Source organism: Agrobacterium sp. SORGH_AS_0745, from assembly GCF_030818995.1.
GTDB lineage: Bacteria > Pseudomonadota > Alphaproteobacteria > Rhizobiales > Rhizobiaceae > Agrobacterium > Agrobacterium tumefaciens.
The window spans coordinates 257,961-282,413 of the sequence record NZ_JAUTBI010000001.1; the positions used below are offsets into that span (position 1 = coordinate 257,961).

The 24,453-nt window shown below is 54.4% G+C and carries 17 protein-coding genes and 2 pseudogenes; 10 read left to right on the forward strand and 9 right to left on the reverse strand.

Annotated elements, in window-relative coordinates; translation table 11 throughout:
- Nucleotides 1–81 precede the first annotated feature (81 nt).
- The 10 genes and pseudogenes from QE432_RS01175 to QE432_RS01220 all read left to right on the forward strand — a co-directional run bounded on the left by QE432_RS01175 (nt 82) and on the right by QE432_RS01220 (nt 9,460).
- Nucleotides 82–906, forward strand: a complete 825-nt coding sequence (locus tag QE432_RS01175; RefSeq protein WP_111801932.1) for an ABC transporter ATP-binding protein — start codon at nt 82–84, stop codon at nt 904–906.
- Nucleotides 903–1,946, forward strand: coding sequence for a FecCD family ABC transporter permease (locus tag QE432_RS01180; protein ID WP_111801933.1), 1,044 nt, complete (start codon nt 903–905; stop codon nt 1,944–1,946). Before QE432_RS01175 ends, QE432_RS01180 begins: the two co-directional genes overlap by 4 nt.
- Entirely contained in the window at nt 1,943–2,983 is a 1,041-nt protein-coding gene (locus QE432_RS01185) for a FecCD family ABC transporter permease (protein ID WP_111801934.1), read from the forward strand. Before QE432_RS01180 ends, QE432_RS01185 begins: the two co-directional genes overlap by 4 nt.
- 7 nt (nt 2,984–2,990) lie before the next feature.
- Nucleotides 2,991–3,950 (forward strand): ABC transporter substrate-binding protein, encoded by a 960-nt coding sequence (locus QE432_RS01190; RefSeq protein ID WP_111801935.1) that lies wholly within the window; start codon nt 2,991–2,993, stop codon nt 3,948–3,950.
- Between the two features lie 96 nt (nt 3,951–4,046).
- The gene (locus tag QE432_RS01195; protein WP_111801936.1) at nt 4,047–4,943 is read left to right on the forward strand and encodes a MurR/RpiR family transcriptional regulator; all 897 of its coding nucleotides are present in this window, start codon (nt 4,047–4,049) and stop codon (nt 4,941–4,943) included.
- A gap of 153 nt (nt 4,944–5,096) precedes the next feature.
- Nucleotides 5,097–5,666, forward strand: coding sequence for a dTDP-4-dehydrorhamnose 3,5-epimerase (gene rfbC / locus QE432_RS01200; protein WP_111801937.1), 570 nt, complete (start codon nt 5,097–5,099; stop codon nt 5,664–5,666).
- A gap of 2 nt (nt 5,667–5,668) precedes the next feature.
- Nucleotides 5,669–6,725: pseudogene (gene rfbB, locus QE432_RS01205) on the forward strand (dTDP-glucose 4,6-dehydratase).
- Between the two features lie 5 nt (nt 6,726–6,730).
- Nucleotides 6,731–7,624, forward strand: coding sequence for a dTDP-4-dehydrorhamnose reductase (rfbD, locus tag QE432_RS01210; RefSeq protein WP_111801939.1), 894 nt, complete (start codon nt 6,731–6,733; stop codon nt 7,622–7,624).
- The gene (gene rfbA, locus QE432_RS01215) at nt 7,621–8,487 is read left to right on the forward strand and encodes a glucose-1-phosphate thymidylyltransferase RfbA (RefSeq protein WP_065660259.1); all 867 of its coding nucleotides are present in this window, start codon (nt 7,621–7,623) and stop codon (nt 8,485–8,487) included. Before rfbD ends, rfbA begins: the two co-directional genes overlap by 4 nt.
- A gap of 127 nt (nt 8,488–8,614) precedes the next feature.
- On the forward strand, nt 8,615–9,460 hold the full coding sequence (locus QE432_RS01220) for a glycosyltransferase family 2 protein (protein ID WP_111802000.1): 846 nt from the start codon (nt 8,615–8,617) through the stop codon (nt 9,458–9,460).
- Between the two features lie 40 nt (nt 9,461–9,500).
- Here QE432_RS01220 and QE432_RS01225 read toward each other — a convergent pair whose 3' ends face one another.
- The 9 genes and pseudogenes from QE432_RS01225 to QE432_RS01265 all read right to left on the reverse strand — a co-directional run bounded on the left by QE432_RS01225 (nt 9,501) and on the right by QE432_RS01265 (nt 24,448).
- Complete coding sequence (locus tag QE432_RS01225; protein WP_111801940.1) at nt 9,501–10,424, reverse strand: NAD-dependent epimerase/dehydratase family protein; 924 nt, start codon at nt 10,422–10,424, stop codon at nt 9,501–9,503.
- Between the two features lie 30 nt (nt 10,425–10,454).
- Nucleotides 10,455–13,520 carry a glycosyltransferase gene (locus QE432_RS01230; protein ID WP_306623107.1) on the reverse strand — a complete coding sequence of 1,022 codons (3,066 nt, stop codon included), beginning with the start codon at nt 13,518–13,520 and terminating at the stop codon, nt 10,455–10,457.
- A 300-nt stretch (nt 13,521–13,820) separates the two neighbouring features.
- Nucleotides 13,821–14,663: a hypothetical protein gene (locus tag QE432_RS01235; RefSeq protein WP_111801941.1), complete on the reverse strand. Its 843-nt coding sequence runs from the start codon at nt 14,661–14,663 to the stop codon at nt 13,821–13,823.
- A 4-nt stretch (nt 14,664–14,667) separates the two neighbouring features.
- A complete protein-coding gene (locus tag QE432_RS01240) occupies nt 14,668–17,298 on the reverse strand; it encodes an FkbM family methyltransferase (protein ID WP_111801942.1) in 2,631 nt (876 codons plus the stop codon).
- A 32-nt stretch (nt 17,299–17,330) separates the two neighbouring features.
- Entirely contained in the window at nt 17,331–19,175 is a 1,845-nt protein-coding gene (locus QE432_RS01245; RefSeq protein WP_162633680.1) for a glycosyltransferase, read from the reverse strand.
- A 254-nt stretch (nt 19,176–19,429) separates the two neighbouring features.
- Nucleotides 19,430–19,866: pseudogene (locus QE432_RS01250) on the reverse strand (IS110 family transposase); the annotation flags it as partial.
- Between the two features lie 279 nt (nt 19,867–20,145).
- On the reverse strand, nt 20,146–22,356 hold the full coding sequence (locus QE432_RS01255; RefSeq protein ID WP_162633678.1) for a hypothetical protein: 2,211 nt from the start codon (nt 22,354–22,356) through the stop codon (nt 20,146–20,148).
- Between the two features lie 398 nt (nt 22,357–22,754).
- A complete protein-coding gene (locus QE432_RS01260) occupies nt 22,755–23,168 on the reverse strand; it encodes a GtrA family protein (protein WP_111788505.1) in 414 nt (137 codons plus the stop codon).
- Entirely contained in the window at nt 23,165–24,448 is a 1,284-nt protein-coding gene (locus QE432_RS01265) for an NAD(P)/FAD-dependent oxidoreductase (RefSeq protein WP_111788506.1), read from the reverse strand. Before QE432_RS01265 ends, QE432_RS01260 begins: the two co-directional genes overlap by 4 nt.
- Nucleotides 24,449–24,453: the final 5 nt, after the last annotated feature.

Consider the following 24,453-nt stretch of genomic DNA (forward strand, 5'->3'; position numbering starts at 1 on the left):
AACCGGCTTTTCGAAAGCTGTATACTTGACTACTACAGTCATCAATAATTCTGGTGGCGGCTCATTCAAACGGGGAAGATCTTGGACGACGGTGGCAACAATAGACGCGCGGACATACGTCTTGCGGCCAAGGCAATTGAGTTTGCCTATGGCGACACGCCCGTGCTTGCCGACGTGTCCATAGACGTTGCCCCGAACCGATTCACCGTTCTGCTCGGTCCGAACGGGTCGGGAAAATCGACGCTTCTCTCCGCACTTGCCCGCCTGCACCGCCCGGCAGGCGGCCATATCCTTCTCGACGGCCGCGACATATTTCATCATCCCACACGGGAAGTGGCAAAGCGGCTGGGCATGCTGGCACAGCAGAACCACACGCCGGAAGGGCTTTCGGTCTTCGATCTCGTCTCCCGTGGCCGTTACCCGCATCAGGGATTTTTGAAGCAGTGGAGAGAGGAAGACGCGGACGCAGTGGACGAGGCACTTTCTGTGACCGGAATGTCAGGCCTTGCCGAAAGAGCAATCGACAGCCTCTCCGGCGGCCAGCGCCAGCGCGCGTGGATCGCCATGGCGCTCGCGCAGCAGACAGATATCATCCTGCTGGACGAACCGACGACATTTCTGGATCTGCATCACCAGATAGAGGTGCTGGATATGCTGGCTGGCCTCGTCACCCACCACAACCGCACGATCGTTGCCGTGCTGCATGATATCAATCTCGCCCTGCAATATGCCGATCACCTGATTTTTCTAAAGGATGGACGGCTGCGGCACCGGCTGGAAACAGCGACGCTGTGCGATGCCCAAATCATCTCGGACGTTTTCGACATGCCTGTCGCCCAGCTGACGCATCCGGTCACGGCGAGGCCGGTTTTCCTTCCCCTGCCCGGACGGACTGGCGCGGCATGATGTTCGCCAGGATGAGCTACAGCAAGCCCGCCATGCAGGAACAGGCCAATGGCCGCGCGCTTGCGGCAACACTGCTTATGCTTCTGGCCATGCTGCTTCTGATTCTGGCACATATTGGCTCTGGCCCGCGCGCCGTTGCCCCACATGTTCTGAACGACCTGATATTTTCCTACGACGCCCGCAATTTTGACCAGCAGGTTTTGCTGCGTCTGCGGCTTCCGCGTCTGCTTGCGGCGCTGCAAGCCGGCGCCTGCCTTGGAGTGGCAGGGCTTCTGTTGCAGACTCTGCTTCGAAACCCGCTGGGCGAGCCGCATATTCTGGGATTAAATGCGGGCGCGAGCCTCGCCGTCGTCGCGGCGACCGTGACGCCGCTGGGGTTAATCGCAACGCCGGCCTTGCGCCCTGTGCTGGCGGCCACGGGCGCAGGCATCAGCTTCTCGCTCGTCCTTCTGCTCGCATCCGCCGGACGGCAGGGTCTGACGCCAGCAAAACTCGTCTTTTGCGGCATCGCGCTGTCGACGCTTGCCGGAACCCTTACCTCCGCCATCCTCATTCTCAACGAGGAAACATTACAGCAGATGCGCTTCTGGCTGGTTGGCGATACGGCAGGCATTTCGATGGCAGCCGTCGCCGCCGCCCTGCCTGCCGCCATTATCGCACTTCTCCTTGCATTCGCCGTCGCGCCGCGGCTCGATCTGCTCGCTTTGGGTGACACCACCGCCACAACGCTTGGCGTACCTGTCCGCTCGACCCGGATCTTGGCGCTTGCCGCAATATCGCTGTTCTGTGGCGCGGCCATAGCCGTCACCGGGCCTATCGGTTTCGTCGGTCTGGTGGTGCCACCACTCGTGTCGCGGCTAAGAACGGGGCGGCTTCTGCTTGCCATTCCCATAGCCGCGCTCGGCGGCGCGGTTTTACTGATCGCCGCCGATCTCGCCGCCCGCCTGATCCTTGCGCCAAAGGAACTGCCGACTGGGGCAATGACCGGCCTCGTCGGGGCGCCGGTCTTTCTCTGGTTGGTGCGCAGGGTGCTTAAATGAACCGTTACAGGGTCATCAGACTGGCGCATTTTTCAATTCGCCTCTTGCCGCAGCGGCTGGCTATTATGGTGACGCTTACCCTTTGCCTTACGCTTGTCGCCGTCTGGTCGCTTACCGCCGGCAGCCAATATATCCCGGCCTCCTCCCTGTGGTCTTTATTAACCGCTGGAAATAATCATCCCGCCTCGAATGACGCCGTGATGGTTCTCGACTTTCGCTTTTCGCGCCTGGCACTTGCCATGGTCTCCGGCGCCATGCTGGGCGTTGCCGGTGCCATCATGCAAGCGACCACCCGCAACAGCCTTGCCGACCCGGGCCTGCTCGGCGTGCGCGAAGGCGCGTTGCTCGCGGTGCTGGGCTGCCTGTTTTTGTTGCCATCCCTGCCGGTGATATTCCGCCCCCTGGCCGGTATCGCCGGTGGGATCGCGAGTGCTGCAATCGTCTTTTCGCTTTCCGGTGTCACCTCACGGCTGCGCTTCGTTCTGACGGGCATCGGCTTCTCATGGTTTTTATCAGCTTTGCTGCTTATCCTTTTGGCATCGCTTGATATCCGCAATTTGCAGACGGCGATGATCTGGATGGTAGGAAACCTGCAAGGCGCATCCTGGAGCGCCGTCTCCATCCTTTCAGCCATCCTGGCCATCACCCTTTGTCTTGTTCTCCTCACCGCCCGTGCCGCCGATGTTCAGGCGCTCGGCGACAATAATGCAGCGGCACTCGGCGTTCACACCCGCTGGCTATCAGCGCTGCATGTCATCCTTGCGGTCGTTCTCACCGCGTCCTGTATCTCCTTTATCGGCAGCATCGGTTTTGTCGGCCTGATCGGCCCGCATATCGCCCGACTTTTGCTGCCGGGCAGCTCCCATGCCGGGCTTGCTATGGGCGCGGGTCTGGCAGGAGCGACGCTGGTTGCAATTGCCGATACGATTGCCCGAACCGCTTTCTCACCGCTGGAATTGCCGACCGGGCTCGTTCTTTCGGCCGTGGGCGCCCCCACGCTTCTTACCCTTCTTTGGTTTCACCGGCACCGACTATAGGTCTTTCATGCGCAATACCATTCTCGCTTTCTTTTCAACCGCCGGACTTCTTCTGGGGGTATGCGTTGCTCACGCGGAGGGCAGCCGGACCTTTACCGACGACCTCGGCCGCACCGTGTCCGTCCCCTTACAGCCGAAACGTATCGTCGCCCTGCACGACATCGATCTCACCATCCCGCTGATAGAATTGGGTGTGATACCAGTGGGTAGCCATGGCCGCATGGGTGGAGACGGCAAACCCTACCTGCGCTCCAGCGCCACTCTGACCGGTGTCGATTTCGACAATAGCGACATCGCCTATATCGGCTCCATCAACGCCGATCTGGAAGCGATAGTCGCCCTCAAGCCCGATCTCATCCTGACCGAACCGGACCGCCCCACCCCTATCGAAAAACTGGAACAGATTGCCCCGACCGTCGCCATCGACAATACGAAGGACGGCGCGCCGCATATCTACAGGGTGCTGGCTGAACTGACCGGCACGCAGGCGCGACTTGCCGTTCTGGACCGACGCTACCGGGCGCAGATCGAAGCGCTGAAGGCCTCGGTCGATACCGGCGCGAGCACTGTCTCGGTGTTCCAGCCACTAAATGGCAAGATCAGCGTCTACCATACGTATCGTGCGCTAGGCCGGGTGCTGCGAGATGCCGGTTTTCGTTTCCCAGCCATCATCGACGATATTCCAGACGGCGAACGCATCGAGATCAGCGCAGAGCGTTTGCCGGAGCTCGACGCCGACTTCATTTTCGATCCGTATCGTTCCGATACCGGCGCTTCTCCGCAGGCCGAGATCGACATGATGGAAGCTGTAATGCCGGGTTTTTGCAATTTTCTGCAGGCCTGCCGCAACGGTCGCTACATCCTTTTGCCGCGGGAAGCGGCAATCTCCAACTCCTACGCCGCTCTCAGCCTCATGGTCTCCGCCATCCAGTCGCATCTCACGGTAAGGCCCACGGCTGAAGAGTAGGGGGAACGATTGCCGCGACAAAAGCGCTTGCCTGGGAGCTTGGCGCACTGCTAATCCGTGAAGAAGAGTAAGAAACTCACCTTCACGGAAAGTCCCATGACGACTGGCGAAACCCGTACATCAAGGCCTAGACATACAGACCGTTTCGGTGAGCAACTGCGCAAGCGCCGCGACCGTCTTTCGCCAGGGCTGCTTGCCGTTGCCGAATATGTTGACGGCCACCGCCATGCCGTTCTTGGTAAATCGGCGCTGGAGATCGGCTTTGAGACCAATACCTCCGATGCGACGGTCATTCGCGCCATTCAGGCACTTGGGTTTCAGGGGCTAGTCGACCTCAAGGAAACTCTGGAGGCCTATCTCGGCGTGACGGATTCGCCGGTTGAAAAATTGGCCGCTACCACGAAATCCATTTCGGGCAACTGCGACGCGGCAATCGACTTCGTTCTCGAGAACCAGAAAAACGCGCTGGAAATGCTGGCCACTGTGGAAAACCGCGACGCCATGGCCGCCGCCGTGCGTCTTCTGGCGGAAGCACGCGGCATCGGCGTCCTCGGCATCGGAGCCTCCGGCGTCATCGCCACCTATGCCGCCCGGCTGTTCCAGCGCTCAGGCGTTCGCTCCTATGCGCTGAACGCCACCGGCATTACGCTTGCCGAACAATTGCTCGACCTTGAAAACGGCCAAGTCCTCATCATGCTCCTGCACGGCCGCGCCCACCGCGAAGCCCAAACCGCAATCGCTGAGGCTGGTCGCCTCGACATCCCGATTATCATGCTGCTCGGCCAGGAAGACAGCGTTCTCAAAAAACACGCCAACGCTTGTCTCCTGCTGCCCCGTGCAAAGAACGAAGGGGTAGCGCTACACGCCCCATCCTTCATCGCCATGGAAACCATGGCGCTCGCCCTCTCCGCTGCCCGCCCCGACCGAAGCCTTGAGACACTGGAAAGGCTGGTGGAACTGAGGACATCGATCAGGCCGCATAAACGGACATAGTCTTGGGCGAGATACAGACCCGGCACGTTATCCGCTATACTCTCTGTTGCAGAGCAAGATACTCTTGTGTGGCGGACCGATAAAGCGTTATTGACTGTCCGTAGCGATGAAGTCATATCACCGTACACAGGTAGACCAGACAGGATCCACGAAGTGCAGGTAGAAGCATTCTCGATATCAGGCTTAAAAAAGATAACTCCGGCTCGGTTTGGAGACAGCAGGGGTTACTTCAGCGAAGTTTTCAAACGGGAATGGTTTCGCGAGAATGTCTCGGATGTCGAATTCGTGCAGGACAATGAATCTCTGTCCGCGCAGGCCGGAACTGTTCGGGGCCTTCACTTCCAGACGCAACCCTTCGCACAGGGCAAACTCGTCCGCTGCCTTCGTGGACGACTATTGGACGTTGCGGTTGATATCAGAACCGGATCACCCACTTTTGGACAATGGGCAGCCGTTGAGCTTTCACCGGAAAACGGCGAGCAGCTGTGGGTTCCGGCAGGCTTTGCCCACGGTTTCATGACGCTGGTTGACGACACCGTTATCTCATACAAGGTGACAGCTCCCTATAGCGCCGTCCATGATCGCGGTGTCAAATGGGATGATCTCGCCATCGGCATCAACTGGCCAAAAATGGACAGTTGCGTGCTTTCCGACAAGGATGCCAAGCAGCCGTCTCTGTCCGAATTGCCTGAATATTTCACCTACGAAAAAACTGGAAACTGATGATGCGCGTTCTAGTCACCGGCGGCGCCGGATTTATCGGGTCTGCCCTTGTGCGTTATCTCGTAAGCGAGGTCGGTGCGGATGTCCTTACAATCGACAAGCTGACTTATGCCGGTAATCTGGCTTCGCTCAAGCCAATCGAAAACGCGCCAAACCACCGCTTTCTTCAGGCTGATATATGCGACCGGGCTGCAATGAATGACGCTTTCGCGACATTTCAGCCGGACTACGTGATGCATCTGGCGGCCGAAAGCCATGTCGATCGCTCCATCACCGGCGCGGCTGATTTTATTCAGACCAATATCAATGGCACTTTCACGATGCTGGAAGCAGCGCGGCAATATTGGAACGGTCTTGCCGAAGACGCAAAATCAGCCTTCCGCATGCTTCACGTCTCGACCGACGAGGTCTACGGTTCGCTCGGAGAGCATGGCCTCTTCGAAGAAACAACGCCCTACGATCCCTCGTCGCCCTATTCCGCTTCAAAAGCCGCAAGCGACCATCTCGCCACGGCATGGCAGCGGACCTATGGCCTTCCGGTCGTGATTTCCAACTGCTCCAACAATTACGGGCCATTCCACTTCCCGGAAAAACTCATTCCGCTGATTATCCTAAACGCCTTGGAAGGCAAGCCGCTTCCGGTCTATGGAAACGGCGCCAACATCCGCGACTGGCTCTATGTGGAAGACCACGCCCGCGCTCTGTGGCTCATTGTCCAGACGGGGCTCGCCGGCGAAAAGTACAATGTCGGCGGTAGAAACGAGCAGAAGAACATCGATGTGGTAAATTGCATCTGCTCCATTCTGGACGAACTGCGCCCGCGGTCAAAGCCTTATGCCGAGCTTATCAAATACGTCACGGATCGCCCTGGTCACGATGCCCGGCTACGCTATCGACGCAACAAAGCTCGAAACGGAACTGGGTTGGAAAGCACAGGAAAATTTTGCGACTGGAATTCGCAAGACCGTTGTATGGTACCTCGACAATGAATGGTGGTGGGAGCCGCTGCGTCAAGGCGTCTACTCAGGTGAGCGCCTCGGCGTTCTGACGAAGGACTGAACCGGATGCGGCTGGCAGTCACCGGGAAAAATGGACAGGTCGTTAGTGCCCTTCAGGCACTGGCCGGACCTGATCTGGAGATTGTCGCTCTCGGCCGGCCGGAGCTTGACCTTGCGCGACCTGACACTGTTTTCAAAGCGCTGCGGGAGGCGAAACCCGATGTCGTGGTATCGGCCGCTGCCTACACCGCCGTGGATAAAGCGGAAAGCGAACCAGACATCGCTTTTGCCGTCAATCGGGACGGAGCAAAAGCCGTCGCGCGAGCCGCAAATGACATCGGCGTTCCCGTCATTCATATTTCCACGGATTATGTGTTCGACGGCACCAAGGCAACCGCTTACGTCGAGAATGATCCCACTGGACCGGCCTCCGTTTACGGCCGCTCAAAGCTCGAAGGCGAACAGGCTGTCTCTGAAAGCACCGACAACTACGCTGTTCTGCGAACCGCATGGGTCTATTCGGAATATGGCAGCAATTTCGTAAAAACCATGCTGCGGCTAAGCGAAAGCCGCGACGAGATCAATGTGGTTGCGGACCAGTTTGGCTGCCCCACCTCGGCAAATGACATCGCCATCGCAATTGTGTCGATCGCGAAAAGACTTGCGACGGATCCTTCTGCGCATCTTCGCGGCGTTTTTCACGTGTCAGGCACAGGTGAAACGAACTGGGCAGGTTTTGCCAAGCAGATATTCGCATTTTCTGCGGAAAATGGCGGAAAGTCGATTGTTGTCAACGACATCACGACCGCACAATACCCTACCCCGGCCCGACGCCCGGCAAACTCCCGGCTCGATTGCTGTAAGCTGGAAGAAGTTTATGGAATAAGATTGCCGGAATGGCAGACATCAACGCGCGCGGTCATGGCCGCCCTAGCGCAGAACAAAAAGGAAATGCCATGAAGGGCATCATTCTTGCCGGAGGCAGCGGAACCCGTCTGCATCCTATGACATTGGCGGTCTCGAAGCAGATTCTGCCCGTCTACGACAAGCCGATGATCTATTATCCGCTGACGACGTTGATGCTGGCTGGCATTCGCGAGATCCTCATCATCTCGACGCCACATGACATGCCGCTTTTCCAGAACCTTCTGAAAGACGGTTCCCAGTGGGGTCTCTCGATCGAATACGCCGTTCAGCCAAGCCCGGACGGGCTTGCCCAAGCATACATGATAGGCGCCGACTTCATTGGTGGCTCCCCGTCCTGCCTGATCCTCGGCGACAATATCTATTACGGGCACGGACTGCCGGAGCTCTTGCAAAGCGGTACCGGCGTCAATGACGGAGCCACCGTTTTCGCCTACCACGTCAACGATCCTGAACGTTATGGCGTCGTTGAATTCGATAGCGAGATGCGCGCGCTGTCCATTGAAGAAAAGCCGTTAAAGCCCAAATCCAACTGGGCCGTTACCGGTCTGTATTTTTATGATGCCGATGTCGTGGACATCGCCGCCAATCTCAAGCCTTCCGCGCGCGGCGAGTATGAGATAACGGACGTGAACCGCGTCTATCTGGAACGCGGAAAGCTGAAGGTATCCATCATGGGTCGCGGTTACGCCTGGCTTGATACCGGAACACCGGATAGCCTGCTCGAAGCCGGGGAATTTGTGCGCACCCTGGAAAAGCGTCAGGGCTTCAAGATAGCTTGCCCTGAAGAAGTTGCCTTCAGCAAGGAGTTCATTACGAAGGCCCAGTTTTCAGAAATCGCCGAAAAGGCCGGCAAAGGTGATTACGGTGTTTACTTGAGAATGCTTGCGGCATCCTAGCAAGCGCTTTGATCATCTGCCATTGATGTAAGATGGAGACTGAATTCGTTAGACGTCTGTTCGTCGGACAGGCTTGAAACAATAATGAATGCAGGCGCACACTCGCTACCCACCCATTGGATACGAAATGGCAAAAGTCCCACTTTCAGCGGTGACAATCGTTTCCGTTTGCTACAAGAGCGATGCGCTCATTGTTGACATGATCGCATCGATCCCCGCGGAGACGCCAATCGTTCTTGTCGACAACGGGCGGACTAACAGTTTCGCAAGTCTTCCTAAAGGAAGAAACATCGACATCGTCCGGCTTGATGAAAATTTAGGCTTTGGCCGAGGCTGCAATGCAGGAGCGGAAGTCGTCCAGACACCCTGGATCCTGTTTTTGAATCCAGACGCGAGATTGAAGCCCGGCGCTCTTGAGGCACTGCTGGAGGCAATAGAGCAATATCCTTCAGCAGTCGCTTTCAATCCGCGAATCGCCAACGCGGATGGAAGTGAGTACTTCAAGCGTCGCTCATGGCTCCTGCCGCGCAGCGACTACATGAAGAAGGGATGGCCCGACGCCGACCGCCCCGTGCCGGTCCTCAGCGGCGCCGCATTTGTTGTTTCGAAGCAAAATTTCGAAAAAGTTGGAGGCTTTGACCCCAATATTTTCCTCTATCACGAAGATGACGACCTTTCCCTGCGTCTTGCGCAACTGGGGCCACTCATGTTCGTGCGCAATTCCCTGACCGTTCATGCGGCGGGACATTCTTCAGGGCGTTCACCTCAGATCGCGCATCTGAAGGCCTTTCACATGGCTCGATCGAGGATTTACACGGGCATCAAACACAAGAGACCCTTCCCAAAAACTTCGACATTCGTTCAGGCGCTTGCGCTTCTACTTTCGCCAACCGTTCTTTTTTCAGCGCGGCGTCGGGCAAAGGCTGTCGGTTTTTTCAAGGGGGCGACCAGCAAGAATCCCATCGGCCTCTAACAGAGTTCAGCACTCGCAAGTTTTTCACTCTCCAAGTACCTTAGGATTTTACCTGACTTTCCTTGAGCCAAGACCACACGCCAGCAATGCCTTCCCTAAGGCCAATCTTCGGATTCCAGTCGAAATCCATCTTTGCCCGCTCCACATCCAGAACCGATACAGGAACATCCAGACTGCGATGGGGCTTGTAGATGATCGGTATGGGATTTCCGGTAATCTCCTGAACCACTTCCGCTATATGCAGGACTGACGTGCCAGTACCACTGCCGCCGTTATAGATCCCGATCTTGTCGCTTTGCAGCGCGGCGACACAGAGGCTGGCGAGGTCCTTGACGTGGATATAGTCCCTGATGGTCGAACCATCACCCCAAATTTCGATCGGTTGATGCTTAAGAGCGAGATTCAGATAAGTCCCAATGATGCCTTGCACCCCAAGATTGCCCTGATACGGGCCGTAGGGGTTGGACGCACGTATCACGATCGGTTGCAAGCCGGCCTTCATCTCGTAGAGCTTGAGATAGGACTCAATTGCGACTTTCACCACACCGTAGGAACATATCGGATCTAGAATGTGTCCTTCCGGAATTGGCACTTCCTGCGGTTTTCCGTAGACAGTTCCACCTGACGATAAATAGAGGATACGTGTCACATTACATGCGGCCATATCCTCGAGAAGGCTAAGGGTTCCGAGAAGATTGACTTCGACATCTCTTCCGGGGTCCTTATCACCAGTGGATGGCACGGTTCCGCTTACGAGATGCACAACAGCATCAACACCGCTCAATAACTCGCGCATGAGTCGGCTATCCGCCAACTCTCCCGAAACATAGTGCACATCTGCAGGGAGTGGACGCGAGGCCACGTCGCTTCTTCCCATCACCACTACGTCATGCCCTGCAGCGACCAAATCTTCGACGAGGTGGTAACCGATAAATCCAGCGCCCCCGAGAACAAGTATTTTCATAGAGAACCTATTACCTGACCGCGATGAAAATTATTTTGTTGAAAGCACCGAGCGATAATGATCGATATATTCACCAGCTAATACATCGACATCATACGTTGCCCCTAGGACCTTCGCTTTCTCTTTAAAGCCGTCACGGACATCCTTCTCCAGGATGTTCTCCATGGCTTTACTCAGCGCGGTGACAAATCGGTCGTTGTCACTATCATTAGTGATGATTATTCCCGCCTGCTGGCCATCGATTTGCGACATTGCTTTGATCTCACCGACATCGGTGGAGACGCAAGGAACACCAACTTGAAGGGCCTGGATCAAGCAAAGGGGGTATGATTCGCCTGGAAAGCGCGTCGGGATCAGCGCCACGTCACTAATACGATAGAGACCATAAATCTCTTTTACAAAACCAAGGAAATGTATCGTCTTATCCGATGTCGCGAGGCGCTTGGCCTCGTCGGTGGCCGGCCCTTCGCCCACCATAAGCATCGCCATCGGGACATCAGGTCTCCGTTCACGCAATAGACGATACGCCCTGACGGCCTCCACCCAGCCTTTGCCTTCAGCTCCGCGCGCAACAAGCGAGAACACAACGGCATCATCCGTGATACCCAACTGCGTGCGAGTTTGTGGAAACGCCACGTAATCGACTGGCATGGCGTTTTTGACTTTCAAAAATTTTCTCTCGTCGACCTTTAGATCATCAAACGGCCTCAGGTTTCGGTCCGCCGTATAGGCAAATTTGTCAATTTTTTTGCTCCATCGGGCTATCCTTCTCGTTGGAATCCCCATTGCCTCGTAAGAGCCATGCAGTGTGGAGATGAAGGGAACAGAAGTACGGGTTCGGTCGAGCAAAAAGCCCTCCACGTTGGCAACGTGGGAATGAACGACGGAAATCCCCGCATTCCTGATAAAATTGTCTATCCCCATGTCGCGAACCGCATTTGCCAAATAAACGGGTATGCCGGGATCAAGCATGGACCTGACATCCTTGTGGTCGTCCGCGTCGTGTATCTGAAGAATGGAAACCATTATGCCTTGTCGACGGAGCGCGTTCGCAAGGTGAACGGGGAATATCTCTCCGCCACCGAAAGAAAAACCGAGAATACCGATTAGGACGTGGATATGTTCGCGCGGTATATTACTAAGAGCTCGGTAATTGACAAGTTTTTCAAAGAGCTCTGCCTGCACTCCGGCGCCCCTCGAGACGCTACGACAGACTTCGATAAATCGTTGAAGGGTGCCATCAGGTAAATCCCACCTCTTCTTCAACGCAGTCATCAGCTGCGCATATTCTTTGTAATATTCTGGTTTTGATTGCGCGCTGCTTCCAGAGGTATTGCTCTCGTGGATACGGAAAAAGCTGACGGCACTTGGCTCATAAGCAATTTGTCCTCCGCCCGCGATCACCGAATAGAGGTACCAGTCGCCCATGATTTTGTAGTTTCGTGCCTCTTCCCAGACCTTGTCCGAAATCTCAAACCGCCGCCACAGGCTTCCTCCAACATTGGCAATAACATTCTTGACACCAAAGCCACGGCGAAACCATTCGGCGGCTGGCCGGGTCAGGCGGGCATCCCAGATCCCAGGCTCACTATCTTCTCGGTACTGATCAAGCCCGGCGAAATATTCGCCCTGACCATTCGTAAACTGGATCCGCCCGAAAGCCATCATCACGCTCGGGTCGCGGAAAGCATTGATCATTCTTTCGATGAAAGTCGGCTCACAATAATCGTCGCTTTCGCAAATCCAGACCAAATCACCCTTCGCAAGCGAATGACCTTTCTGCCACTGACGAAACACATTTCCTGAGTTTTCAGTGTTGTAGACCGCACTGATCCGCCCAGGAAAACGCTTTACATAGGAGTCAATTACGGAGCGACTATCGTCACTGGAGCAATCGTCTAGAACCAGAATATCAACGAGCGGATATGTCTGTGACAAAATGCTATCCAGCCGCTGAGGAAGATAACGCGCGTGGTTGAAGTTTGGCACGATCGCCGTCACTCTCAATCCAGTTTGGGCAAAAACACTGGTGCGGCTGGCTGCGATGATCTTGTTGGAGCTGATCATCTGGTAATAGTCTAGACAGAACTGATCGACTTTACGGGACAGCAACATGGGATCGCGCTTTTCTGCGGACTTCAAGAAGCGTTTGCGTCTTCGGGTACTGAACGCGCCCACGCGGGATAATGCGTATAACAACCGAGCAAAGATCAGGCGCTTCAAAATTTTCGTCAACGAAGCCTGGCTCATCCAGTTGTTACGCTGAAGCGCATCAACTTTCCCCGATATGTCACCGATATCCTTCATCAGGAGTTCAGCCCAATGAGCATGTTCAAATTGCACGCTCTCAAGACTAGGCTCGCTCGCTTCCAAACCGTTGGAGGTGGCGTCGCGCATCCGTACATCGTCGAGGGCGCGATCTGATGCGATGCTGATCATGAATACTGGCGTCTCGTCAACCGGTGTCGCTAAGACCCTGTTGGCGTCTGTTTCAGAATGTTGAGTGGCCCCCTGATCGGATAGACTGATCGAACCCTCATTTATCTTCTCGCGATGCGTCGATATGTGGGCAAAATATTCTCGCAGGAGTTCGTTGAAATCCGGGTTTAAAAGTCCAACCGCATGATCGGGACCTGTTCCAACGCCGAGGGAGTTTTCTGGCGTCGAGATGATCAATAATCCATCAACGCGCAGAACTCGCTTGATCTCCTGCAAGAATCGATCATAGGATTCGATACTTTCCAGCCTATCAAACAAAACGACGACATCGACCGATGCCGATGGCAACGGAATTTCCTCAGGCGACGCGCTTTTGAAGGAAATATTTCCAGTTTGATACGTTGAGTGCGCGTCACGAACACCGTCGCCGGAAATATCCAAACTAGTGACGGACTCGGCCGTTCTTGCGAGAAATGCCGTGCCGACACCCCTACCGCTTGCGATTTCAAGAACGGCTTTACCTACGACTAAATTTCTCGCCAGCTGATACCGCTTCGAATATTCCTCTTCGACGCTTGGTTTCACATCGGGAAATTTGGATCGCACTGCGCCTCTGGTTTCCTCGATCATCATTTCCTCAACATAGCTATAATCCATCGGCTTCCAAGTGCCGATAACGTATTCCCCCTGCAGAGTCGAGCCGCGGGACTAGACAACTTCAACGACAGCGAGATGCAAGAGCAGCTGACGGAAGTCCCCGAGGTATAAGCTGCCTGGTGGTCGACCAGATCCTAAGGCACTAAAATGGACAAAGGAAATGGTTGAATTTGCAGCGGCAAGTCGCGATTATTAAGTTACATCCTATCTGGTGTGCGGGGGCGCGACACGCCCATTCCGCAATATCCCTTGCGTTGTCGGCGGCGTTGTCTTCACCGCCGTGCTTCGTTTAATTCGCCTTCAAAGATACGGCACACGTTGAGCAAGCTGCCGCCGCCAATCGATGAGAGCTCTCGCATCCACTAGTGGCTTCTGCTGAAGCAGTGCTGACATCCAGGTAGGATCCACCATCGATGTGCCCTGTGCCAGCAACCGCAATGAAAGCGCGTGCTCGTTGAGGATCGCCAACGTTTTTGCCTCAAAGAATGGAAGCGTTTCTTGCGTAAGGACAAAGCGTGAATGCCATGTCGTCCCTTGGCCCGTCCCGTCGCCGGTCAGCCAGTTTATAATATTCCGGCGCATGTCAGGGCCAATCGCTGCGTCCTTGGCGAATGGATTTGCAGTATCACCCGAGAACCATACTGCGCGGTCAGCCAAGCTTGTGATTGGCCCCAACCGTCGAAGGGCGAAAGGCGGAACGAACAAGAACGATGAGCGGATCCACGCTTGACTGGTCACACCCAGGAATTCGACCGCCTCATTATAGGCGTCAATGTGTCCCAGCGCGATATCCTTCCCCTGGAGCGCTTGCAGCATCGAGCTATCAATCCGGTCGATGTAGGCGGTATAAAGCTGAAGATAGGCCGACGTTACAAAATGCACGTAGTCATACCTGGCCAGGGTAGAAGCAAACCTGGCTAGCCCCGTGTCCCAAGCTGAAAACTCCCAGAAGCTGTTATCGCCCCCGATCACCAGCGTGCCATCATCTAGTACTGACTCCGTGTCAACCGGATTGGCACTATCGATGATCACCCGGGTAATGGTTTCGCTAGGCAGGCGGCGCAAATAGTATTCAGACAGCGTCGCGCTGGCGTCCGTGTATTTCTCCGTACCATGGCGAAGGAATAGGCTGAGGATTTTCATCGCCTTACTCGGACCCTTTTTTTGCGATCTGCACTTCAAGCACCTGCTTGAGTTCGGCATAGGTAAAATCTTCAGACAGCAGATGAGTGATTTCCCCCCGGGCGGCTGACAGTCCATGCGCCGACGCTGGGTCTTGCAGCAATGTAATCACCGCCTGAGAATACTGATACCAATCGTTGACGCACACGCAGTATCGCGCGAGATCTGGATGCAGGCCGTCTAGACCAGAAGGCCAAAGGACAATGGGCCGAAGATGCCCCAACGCCTCCAGAGTCTTTATCTTCAGCCCAGTTCCGGCGACCGCCGGATTTATCACAACGCGGCTCTCCAAATAGACCGCCGCAAGATTTTCAACGAAACCAAGCGCGCGTACCCCTGGTTCGTGGCCGGTGAGTTCGCGCCCCACCGATCCCACGACATCAAGCTCCGCCTCAGGCACTGCCTCTCGAATGAGTGGCCAAGCAAAACGGATGAAATCGCGTAGACCTTTGCAGTTCATATCGTTTGATGACGCGACCATCAGAAGCCGTGGGGCCAAAACCGGCCTCGACGCTACCGGAGGTACGGGCATATCGACACCCACCGTAATGATATCAACGTCACTTCCCAGTTCTTCAAGCTCACGGGCTTCGTCGGGCTGTATGGCCACCAGCAAATCAGCCGACCGCAATAGCGTCGCCTCTTCAGACGCTGTTAAAGTCAGTGCATCCTCGATCCCAAAGCGCGTAACCTTTCGCGCCTTGGTCGAAAAGACGTCGTGCGTGTCAACCACCTTGAACGTTTTATTACTGAGCAACGGAAAGCTGCGGGTCATAAAGCCGTAGTTGACCATTACACAGAATGGAGAAAGGCCGCGTTCCAGCTCTGTCAAGACATCGATCAGCAGATCAGGCGAGAAAGTGCGTACGATAGGCAAGAGACGGGACGCGCTGTGACGTTCTTCAAGCTTGTCCGAGTAATCGCTAATTGCTCTGCCATCCAGCCCTCGCAACACCTCGGACGCGTCGCTTAGAGAAAGCTGGCACTTGAGCGAACCGGCTCGATCTACAAGGATAACGTTTTCGAATTCCGCGCAGAGCTTTTCGAGGAGATCAGTGTTTGGCTCCTGGCCTGGAAGGGGTACCAGGAGAAGGATAGGCTCAATTCCCATGCCTTTGATGAATTTAAGGACACGGGCAATACGATATTCGTTGCCCGCCCGCGGCTCCGATGGGGAGACATGTGTCACATACAGCATGACCGGTACGGCGCTGCGCGCCACGGTTGACGTGAGGCCGCGACCGATCGCTTTGACCGAAAGGTGATCGCCTGGCCTTGCAGCCGGCGCGATTGGCGCGCCTTTCGACATTGTATCCAAAGACTGAATATCTTCCACGCGCAGTTTGTTTTTCTCACGCCGCTTTCTGCGTCTTTCTCGAAACCTCATCTCTTTCTCGATGAAGCGCTTGAAAAGCCGGAAAATTTTTGACTTAAAAATACGCTGCAACTGCGTTTCCAGCTGTGCGGCCTTAGTCTGGCTGGCATGCAGCTGCTGCTGAAGCTCTGCGTCACTACGACGCACCACAAGCAAATCCTCTGCCAGAATCCTGTTTTTGTCATCAAGCACGTCCGCCCTTGCTCGACTACGTGCGAGTTCGTCGCGTTCTCTCAGCAGTTGGCCATGCATGTCCTCGGCCTGACGCCGAATTTCCGCCAGCTCTTTTTCGATCGCGTTATAGTCTGGTCCCGAAATGACTCGTCCCCCAACAGACGCCGCTCGACCCGAACGAAGTACTTCGTCGAAATACTGATGTTTTTGCATCATCGCATAGGCAAGGTCGTCGACAGTGTCGATGGGATAGAGTTCCCAATAGGGGCTGCTGAGAGACTCGAGACGACACTCCTGTCCTTGGGCAACAGCGATCAATCCGAACTCGCGCGCATAGCCGAAGATATTGTCGGTAACTGAGAAAAGGTTATTCGGATTGAATGCATCCACCACATGCCCATAGACGGAGTATCCGAGCCGACGCAGCGTCTCTGCCGTTTTGACGGCACTATCCAAGGAATTAGCTTCGCTATAGATTACTGGTCTGAAAGCTTTAATGGTAGAGGCGCCGCCAAGAAGCACCAAATTCTCCATACCTTCCACATCGCACTTGATGAAATCGCAACCTTGTAGGCCTAGCGTATCAATTGTCTTGACCGCTACTTGATCAGCGCCGGCTTCCTTGCCGCCAACGGTCAAACCCCCGAAATTTGTCTCGGATCCAACAGCCATCGGCTCGATTGCCAGTTCGCCCACCTCGTCGCCAACAGCCGCCCTGTGTAATACGACTTGGCTCAGAGAGTTCGCCATGACGTTTGAAGACAGCAAATCAAACGAAAGCGGCTGAGGCTCGAAGCTGTGCACAGTACCACTTGGTCCAACCATTCGGGCAAATGCCAATGCATGGGTTCCGATGAACCCCCCAATGTCGAGAACTGTGCCGCCCTCAGGAACGAATTTGGCAAAAAATTGAAGCTCGTTCTCTGCCCATTCGCCGTACCGACGCAGCGCGTTTCCAATGACCGGATCAGTTGAAAAGAAACTGATCGTACCGTGACGGCCCTGGATCGTTTCGGTAGAATCATCGTTAAACATCGTTTCCGCCATTGGTTGAGTTCCACAAATTCGCCGACTGGCACTTAACTTTGCGACAGTATGTCGTCACGGATCAGCCAATGCTGACCATTGAAGCTCGCCATAGCAGCCTCCAGCGCGTCCAACATGGTGCGAGCGCAATCCGCCCAATTGGGTTGACTGCTGAGCGAAGTTGAGGGCAACTCAACCGGACCCGTCAAATTGCCGCTCACAATGGGCCCCAACAGTCTCACGACATCACTATCGGTCTGGAAGCTTAGAACCGCATCAGGCCGCGCGCTGATGGACTTGATTTCGTCCCATAGTGGCATATCCCGGACGAGCACGTATTTTCCGTAGGCAAGCGCCTCGGCGACTGGGAGCCCGAAGCCCTCGTAATGCGACGGGAAGACCACAGCCTCTGCATGAGTGTAAAGGTTGGCGATCGTCTCGTTGGAAAGATCCCCGCTGGCATAAGCATGAACGCTCGCAAGATTCGGGTCGTCGGCACCGATGCTGACGAAGTTCAAATAGGGGAAGGCATCCGAAAGAAGTCGTAGCGTATTTCGCACTTCTTTATGGTCATAGTTGTTGCCCATGATAAGGATATAGCGTTCGGCAACAATACGGGTTTCGCCAGGATCATGAGTGATCTCTTCTGTTACCATGCTGTGATGCGTCACAACGCATGGCATCTGCGGTTTGGGTCGAAACCGGAAACAGTAGCGATCTCGACTGTAGGCCGTATTGAAGAACAGAATATCCGCACATTGTCCGAGGATAGACCAAGCCTTTCGCAGACCTGGGTTGGAGATAAACATGATGTCCCAAAGGATGGTATCGAGGATGTTCGCGCTGATGATCGCCGAACGTTCATGCATTTCCCGAATGGTACTCATGGCCCATGGTTGATTTAGAAGCGTCATGGCCACGAAATGCCCTTTAGGCGTGTCGTGATGAATTTCGAATGCAGGATACCGCTCAGTTAGGCGATGGGCAACCGCTTCCTTCCCACCTGCCACGACGGTAATGTGCAACCAGCCTTGAGCGATTGCATGTAATCCTGAGAGAAAACCGAGCACGCACACAGCGGTGCCGTTAACAAACGATGGCAAGCCACGGGCGTCGATAAGAATCTTCGGCTGGCCCTGAACCGTGAAGGCCTGCGATAAAATACGCTCCAGTTTTAACTCTGGCTGCTCAAGAATGATCGAACGTAACAATTCGTCGTCTTCGTGCGCCAATGGGGGCAAGACTCTGCCGCATGGCGCCCCCAGACCGTCCCAAGGCGCCGTTATGCGGTTGCAAAGCAGGTTACGATACCCGCGGCGACGCAGCCCTGAAAGGAGTTCCGCATAAGCGTGAAGCATGCTCTCGCTTTTTGGCAGCGGCGCCCCCACCACCGCATTCGGCGCCAACACGATGAGCGGCGATAAATATTCCCCGGTGATATAATGCTCGGGAAGATAGCTAGCCGCCGCCACTGGCATCTGAATTGATGCACCTGACAGGAATGGCAGAAGTAAGTCTCCGCCAACGGAAACGAAACGTGGCTGGACGCTAGCGATCATCGGGTCGTGGTTGAGTTCCTCAACCAGACTTCGTAACGTCTGGTTCCGCAAACTCCAGCCGCCTTGAACCAGGGCGAGGGGTCGACGCCGAAGACTTGCCGCTGTTAGCGCTGCGCACAGTGCTTTCGATGGATGTCCGTGAACAGAAAAATGTGGAAACTCAGCCTGAAGCTCGACAACAGCCCCCATCGGACAGGTCACGGTGACAAGTTGCTCACCCGCGGACAACCCTTCTGCGACTACAAGCGCCTCAATATGAGGGCTAATTTCATCAAATGCCGTTTCCGTGAAATCGAGGAAAACGTCACAAACCGGTTCACCACTGAACTTAATCGCCAAAACTATTTCATCCCCACGCTTTATTATAGATATCATATACTTACTAGATTTCTACGACATCTCCACCACGTATAACTACTAGGGTTTTCTTGAGCAATAGTATGAGCCTCGAATTGCCACGAGAAGACCGCGAGTCCGGTGAGCTGTTTTTGCTGATCACCCCAAAGACCCATTTTAAGATCTGTTGTCCTGAAATGGGTGCCAGCAAGCGCTCGATACGAGGCTACCTGATGGCTCTCTCGAGGTTCATCAATAATCTGATTGGAGAGTTCGGTGGTCATATGGACCATCCCGGTGCCGGCCGCGACAAGCGTGCTCGCAAACATGCTGCCGAAACCCTCCACACGGACCTCGCGAAAGAATCCCACTTCCGCGAGATTGGCCAGCCCATCGGTGTCGTTCGCGTCCGTTTTGTTCGTCGCCATGTCGAGAGCCGCTTTAGCGTGTAACGCATCAATGCAGATGACATGAAGACCCTCGGCTCGAACCACATGATAGAACCACACCAAAGAGCGCCGCTGTTTCAAACACCACCCGTTTCACCATCGGTACCCGTTTACGGACTAGTTCGGCAATGACGTGAGGTTCTGATGCGCATTTCCCGCGCCAAACGCCAAACACGCACGCAATCCCGACGGATCGCAATTACCGTCTCTTTCATAGATAGATCGAGGCAGATATACTCTTTTATGGCTGTTCTCCTTCGACGCTGGGCCCGGCGGCCATTCGAGAGCCCATACCTCACCTTATTTGGAACCAGCGACCTTCCAAATCATGCCCGAAGGGGTGCGGCTCCCGAAATTATCCCATGTGGTTGCCACTCTACCCACCTGACGTAGTCATCTACCTATATCCTGTATTGAATCTGCATGGCATAGTTCACTCCCCTCAACGAAACGCATGAAACCCGATACCCCCTGGCGGGCGGCCAACTTATGATCAATGGTAATATTATATCAATAGGCCAACGCTATTTCTTACTTTTGACGTTGAGGTTGAACCCAGCCCCCCCACAAATGAACACTTGGCCCGCCAACCGGTAAGCCATACGCAAATCGTATTCTCCTTCAAGTTCTCGTAAGTCAGCCCGCACGTCGAAACCGGATTGAATGAGTTGTGGTTGCTTAAAATGGGTCGCGACATCGGATCGCAGAGTTCTTTTCGTCGCCAGAAAACTTCTGCGCCCTTGCCTATCTGTTAGAGCGATGAGGGCTTCCTCTGGTACCACGCCCTCTTCAGTTGAGATCGCGAACCAGCCCTTCGCACTGAACGGGGCGTCAGAGCTTAACTTTTCACGTCGCGGATCCAAATGGTTAATAGCATCGATCCAACCCGAGCATTCTACGCCATCAATTGTGCGACTACTTCCAGTTAATTGAAACGGCTGACTCACGCCGGCAGGGGGAGCGAGTTTCGCGTCGTCGGGAAGATGGAGCCCTTGGAAAGTCACCCCGACTTGGTGGTTCCAAGATATTCTACCACCGATCGACCGCAGTGAAAAAGATTTCACCCGCTGTTGGTCAAGAAAGCTCGAATAACCATAAAGCATCAGGAAATCCTCTGTGGTTTCGATCAAGGGCGAAATCACAAATCCGGAACGCGCCATCTCAGGTACAATTCGGTAATGGCGCTCGTCGCCATCAACAAGTTTGGCAATTATTTCGATCTGTGGACTTTTGAATAATGTATTTTGCAATCTACCGAGATTCGTAGGTCGGATGTCCAAAGTTAAATAGATTGCCCCCTCAAACTCGGGGACCGGAATCTCTGTCTCAAAACCATAAGTGGCTTGTGATATAGCCGTCATTGAGGCGGGGGTCGCAGTATGCTCGAACTTCCGCCTGAGAATTAGACGCGACGAAGTTCTTCCTATCGGTGCATAGTTGGTAATTATAGTTGGCCAACTGGGGCCATCGTCTAGCGACGGAAAACGGGCGTCAATCGTCTGCAGTGAGAAAAGTATGTTATCTGGACGAGTTTGATTAAGCAAGTGTTCCCGGTTCAGGTCCGCCAGGCTAGATGTGTAGGCAGAATAACTTTGCAATATTGGCCTTGGACTCCATGCGTTCCCCGAGACCAAGAGCGCCCACTGATCGTACGAGTAGATGTCTGTGGTACCGGCTAGGGTGGGAATGTTCGCCTCGTTCCTGAGCTGAGACATACGCTCATCATACATTTCTTTGCGTTTTTCGGTCGCCATAATGAGGTCCGAGACGCCTTGCCCTGCCTCTTGGAACTTATTAGCGACCCGGAGAATGATAGAGGTCGGGGTGCTATGCACATAAGCTATATCGACGACGCTCCAACTAAATGCAGCCAATGTAAGTGGTAGAGCTCCTGCGACGCCCCTAAATCTCGTAGCAACCATTAAACCAACGAACACTATGAAGCCTCCGCCAATGATGGCGTGCCCATCGTGACGAACGAAAGCAGCTTTAAAGACGAGCAATGCCATCCCAGCTATTGCCGCTGCGAAAAGGAATGCGACCAGAGGTCTTCCCCGTCCAGAGTAGTAGGCTAGCAATACAATGACAGTCATACTGCCGATGTAGGCTTGTAATTGAACTGGGTCGCCTGATATTGACATGGCAGAAGAATAACCATCGATGATTGGAATCATCGACGAAAAATACCCGGGTAGGTTCGGAAGTGCTTGTCCAGAACATAACCAGAAAATGGGTGTCGCGGCTCCGCCGGCGATGAAGATTATTGGTACCAACCGGGCGTAACCCGCAATCGAGAGCATGAGCGCACAGTTTACGGCAATAGCCACGCAGGCGATCAGCATCGAGCCTTTGATCAGAGGCATCAAGCCAAACGGGATAAACATAACTCCCAAGAGCACTGCGAACCGTTTCAAAGAAGTTCCGTCGCCCTCGCGGTCGCAAATCGTGCTGTAAACGGCAAATGTTACTGCCATTGGGTAGGAAAAAAGCAGCGCATCAGTCGAGTTGATGAGCCCTGCAATAATCAATATTGCAACTACGCGGAGCCACCAAGATGAATGCCTGAATGTTGTGAGTATTGCTACGGACCACGATAACGATAGGCACATCGCAGCAAAGCACGTCAAAAGATATGTGGGTGGATAGGAAAGCCGCGTGAAAACCGAGGCATAAGGGCCGAATGTGAATATGATGTCTCGACCGAAAACCATTCGGCTTCCTGCTGCCGTGTCCATTGCTATTGCCCATGATGGATCGAGTCCAGTTTCCGGCAAGTTAGGCCAAAACGGGACGAAGACGGCACAGGCTGTAACAGACAAAAACACGCCCCAAAGCCAGTCTAGATAAATCGATATTCTCTGCCGCTGAGGACCTAACACGCGTGTCACAACGATTCTCCGTAATTCGGGTATTAGAACATGGACGAGACGACGAATTCCGCCTCCAGTCGGACTAAAAAGACCGCTTCAGCCGCCGCGTTACTACATAAGGCGTTGCGTGACAAAAGCGTAGGCGACGGCAGGGCGGGTATCGAAACTCACGGCCTTCTTGCATCTTATAATCTCTGCACGGTTCGCCACCTATGAAGCACGATGCAAAATTTGCGCTACTAGTAGATTTAGCTCTACCAAATTTAGCTAGACGAGAACGTAAAGTACTTATGCAGGAAGTAACTGGTCGCGACCGGACTCAAGACACCGATCACATGCGCCACGGCCTCCGGGTGAAAATTAAACCCTACGAGCGGGAAGAACCATCTGGCCAATCCGACACTTACGACCCAGACCTGCGCCAACGCAACCACATTCACCAAGCCAAAGCGCAGGTATTCCGCCTCAGGTCTGCGACCCGACTCCTCGAAAACGAATAGCTTCATGAGGCCATAAGCCGTCGTCATCCCGATCAGATACGCGATCACGATGGCAACAGAGTAGCTGGTGATTGTGGACAATGCTGCCCGGGATAGAACGTTAACACCGGCAGCTATGCCGCCTGATAAGACGAAACGAATGAAAGGCGATGAGATCACTTCAGAAATCGGCTTCATTTCGACGCAGCTTCAGCCATCGATCTGCCCAGCCGGACACTTTCCGCAATCCCCCGATCCTCTGGATAATAATAGGACGTGTCCGCGATCTGCAGCCCGGAAATGGGCGTCTGTACAAGCGGCAATTTCTCATAGAAATTTGGCTCGCAGACCGGCTGCGCATAAGCGAGGCGCCCGACTTTCGCTTCAATAACGTCGCTGTCGCGGACGTCAGGATTTACTTTTTTGATGTATCCCAGAGCTTCATCGATGAACTGCTGATCGCTCCAGCTCCATTTGTGGTTCGTCGTCGGCATGTAATAAGGCACATAAACGACTGTATCGTTCACAGGGCGAAGATTGGAAAATTCGATAAGTCCGGGTATTTCAATGGCGTCGTCGACGATGTTGATCCAGAAATGACGGCTGATGGACTTCTTCAATTTGAAGAGAAGGCACACGACACCGATATTGCGGATATCATCGTACTTCTTTTTCGAAGCGTCAGGCAGATCAGGCACCAAGCGGGAAACCAAAGGTGTCGGCAGAGTTGAAATAACCGCATCTGCCGGGAAGAACCGCTCTTTCGTTCGCACGCCCGTCACTTTGCCGTCCTGGCACTCGACGCGTTCAGCGGCCTCGCCGAGATGCAGGCGTCCACCTTTTTTCGTATAGGCGTCAACAAGCGCATCCACCAGAACCTGGCTTCCACCGTCAATATAGCCAAGTTCCTCCTGAAATATCGAGCGCCGGGAGTTGCCTATACGACGCACGCGCGTTGCGATCCAGGAGGCGGAAATATCGTCTGCAAGTTCGTAGAACTTCAATTCCATCAAACGCTTCCAAAGTGTGCCATACACTTCTTTGCCGGACCCCTGTTCAAGCCACTGCCGCGCGGTTTTATGTTCAATCTTCGAAAAATTGCGTGCTTTCGTCGTCAGGAACATTTGAAGTCCCGTACGGAATTTCGCGATCAGGCTCAGATGCGGGAACCGCAACAGGGAGATTGGATCACCCCAAGGATGAATCCGGCCTTTCATGAAGTATCCCATCGACGTTCCGCGCCACTTCATGCGGTCGGCGATGCCGAGCTCTCGCATCAGTGCAAATGTCGGCTCGTCGGACTTACAGACGAAGTGATAAAATCGTTCAATCGACAGTCCGCCAAAATCAAAATGGGCGGCCATTCCGCCGGCTACCGCGTCGCTCTCGATCAAATCGACCTCGTGGCCCAAACTTACGGCACGATGTGCCGCGGCAAGCCCCATGGCCCCCGCCCCGATCACCACAATGCGGCTCATTGGTA